General features: G+C 71.1%; 4 protein-coding genes. All 4 read right to left on the bottom strand.

The window, feature by feature from the left end:
- Positions 1-464: hypothetical protein (locus O3X23_RS41845; RefSeq protein WP_269279910.1), on the bottom strand; the 464-nt coding region annotated here is incomplete at its 3' end.
- Positions 461-1384 carry a hypothetical protein gene (locus O3X23_RS41840; protein ID WP_269279907.1) on the bottom strand — a complete coding sequence of 308 codons (924 nt, stop codon included), beginning with the start codon at positions 1382-1384 and terminating at the stop codon, positions 461-463. The genes O3X23_RS41840 and O3X23_RS41845, both read right to left, overlap by 4 nt.
- Positions 1381-1770, bottom strand: a complete 390-nt coding sequence (locus O3X23_RS41835) for a hypothetical protein (RefSeq protein WP_269279905.1) — start codon at positions 1768-1770, stop codon at positions 1381-1383. Before O3X23_RS41835 ends, O3X23_RS41840 begins: the two co-directional genes overlap by 4 nt.
- 10 nt (positions 1771-1780) lie before the next feature.
- On the bottom strand, positions 1781-2429 hold a 649-nt coding region (locus O3X23_RS41830), incomplete at its 5' end, for a CHAT domain-containing protein (RefSeq protein ID WP_269279902.1).

Raw genomic sequence — 2429 nt, 5'->3', positions numbered from 1 at the left:
TTGATCGCTTGGACGAGGGGCGCCATCTTGCGGTCGCGTTCGAGGGTTCGTGCGCGCTGTGCCGCGCAGTGGGCGAGCGCTGCCTGGACCACCCGCTGAGCGCGCTCGGGCAGCCGTTCGAGGGCCCGCACGAGAGCGTCGTCATCGGGCAGCGGGCCGACGGCCAGCCACTGGGCGAAGGGGGCGGGCACCAGCGTCATCATCGAGTCCGGGGTGAGCAGAATGTCCCACGCGCGGGTGGCGATGACCGTCTCCGATGGGGTGAGTCCGCTGAGGAAAGCGGAATCCCACCGTGCCTCCCAGATCGCGCGGACCGCGGCGAGCATGGGAGGGCGGTCGGCGAACTGCGTCTCGATCATCGCGCAGGCATCGGTGTCTCCCAGGGCAGCGGTCGCGATGGCGATGATCTCGAACGCGTAGAGCTTGCCGAGCCGATGGCGGGTGTCGGCTGCCTCCGACGTCATGGGGACTCCTCGGTGAAGGTGGGTTGGGTCTCGTCGGAGCCCCGCCACAGGTAGCCGGTGAGTCGCTGCCCGGCAGCGCGCTCCTGGGCCGGGTTCTCGGGCTGTGGCCAGCGCATGGCGCGGTAGAGGTCCCGTCGATGGAGGTCGAAGCAGGTCTCCACGAGGTCGGCGAACCGGGACGCCCGGACCGGCAACCAGACCAGGAACGCCGCGAGGAGGACGACCAGTCCGGCCGGGAACGCCCACCAGGCCCAGGGCGTCCAGGCGAGGAACAACAGGCCCCACATGCCCGTGGACACGCAGCCGTGCAGGCTCACGGAGGCCTCGGTGAGTTCCTTCCTGGAGGTCTCCGGCAGGAGCAGCCACAGATGCGGCCAGCACTTGACGGCGTCCAAACCGTACTTGTCGAAGGGGCGGCTCTCGGCGGCCCGCAGGAGGTTTCCGGTTCGGGAGGGCATCAGACGGTCCGGGGTGCTCGGGTAGCCGCGGAGCAGTTGGTCGAGCCGGACGTACTGCCGTCGCTGGCGGTGGGTGGCGGTGTCGTCGTCGAGTGCCGCGGCCAAGGCCGTCCACTCGGTCTCCATCGCAGCCATCCGAGCGCCCTGCCGATGGACGAACCGGTCGCGCAGGACGTCGAGCCGGCTGGGCCAATAGCCCTCGACCAGCCGCAGGACGGGCAGCGTGATCCGCTCCACGACGAGACCTGATCCCGCGACGAGGGTCAGCGTGGCAAGAAGCAGCACGGCCTGGGCGGCGCCGGTCTGCTGTGCGAGCCACGTCTGCCGTTCGTGCAGCATGACCGGGCGGTCGGCGAGGACGGCGAACAGGGCACCCGCCCAGAAGATCAGGGCGGGTACGGCCACCGCGGCCCAGCGGTCGGCGAGCCGGCCGCCGACACCGTCCCAGAATTTCGTGATCACGACGCGGGAACCAGGACACCGTGGGTGGGACACAGCGGCACGCTCTGGCCGACCGCGCGTCGGTAGAAGACCAGGTCCCCTTGGGGACAGACGAACTTGCCGGGTGCGACGGCCTCGCCGCGGCCGGGCAGCACGACGCCCACCCGCCGGTCCATCGCGACGTCAGGAGGCAGCCCGTCTTCCAGAAACAGCGCGGCCCACCTTCGCACCAGGTCCGGTTCCCGCAGCAACTCCAGGATCTCGGTGTCGATCCGCCGCTCGTCGGCCGCGGCCAGCAGGCCCGCGAGCCGCCGGTCGAGCTCCGCCGCGGAATCGGCGGGCAGCAGGTCCGGCAGGTACGGGCGGATGGTGCGGGCGAGCTCCACGACGGATGCCTCGTTCGACACTGCGCTCCTTCTATTCGCCGGTGTAGGTGAAGGCCGCCCAGGAGACGGGATGGTCGTGGGCCCGGCTCTCCGCCCAGAACGCATGAGCCAACGGTGAACCGGCCGGTTCCGTGACCAGTTCGGGGAACGCCGCCTTCTTCTCGGCGTTCGTGGAATCCCGCACCCAGATCTGGGCCGCCCGCAGCGCGTTCCCGTAGGGCATCGGCTCTGTGCCGAGCAGCCGGTAGTAGGAGGCCATCAGCAGGGCGGTGCTCCGGTCGCCGATCGACCACAGGCTCGACACGACCCCCGCGACCCCCGCCTGGAGGAAGCCGGCGGGCAGTCCGACGACCTCCTCGGGCAGGTCGGTGCCGACAACACCCGTCTCACAGGAGCTGAGCACCGCCGTCCGGATGCGTCCCGGGAAGTCGAGCGCCATGAGGTCGCGGACCCGCAGGAGGCTGTGCCCGGCGAGCAGGATCCCGCTGTCCAGGGGCCGGGAGTAATCGGCCAGGCCGTGGCAGGCGAAGTGCAGGACGGAGGCGTCCGGCAGCTCGGCCAGGACTGCGGCGCGGGTCGCGGAGGGTCCCGTCAGCAGGCGGGCCTCAGCGAAGTGGGCTGCTGCCGCGCGCGTTTCGGCCTCGGCGAAGGGAAGGGGGCCCGCCGTGACGGGGGTGGGG

Origin of the sequence: Streptomyces sp. H39-S7 (assembly GCF_027158205.1) — a bacterium.
Lineage (GTDB): Bacteria > Actinomycetota > Actinomycetes > Streptomycetales > Streptomycetaceae > Actinacidiphila.
Note: the sequence above shows the minus strand (reverse complement) of the source record. Positions and strands in the feature narration are given on the sequence as shown.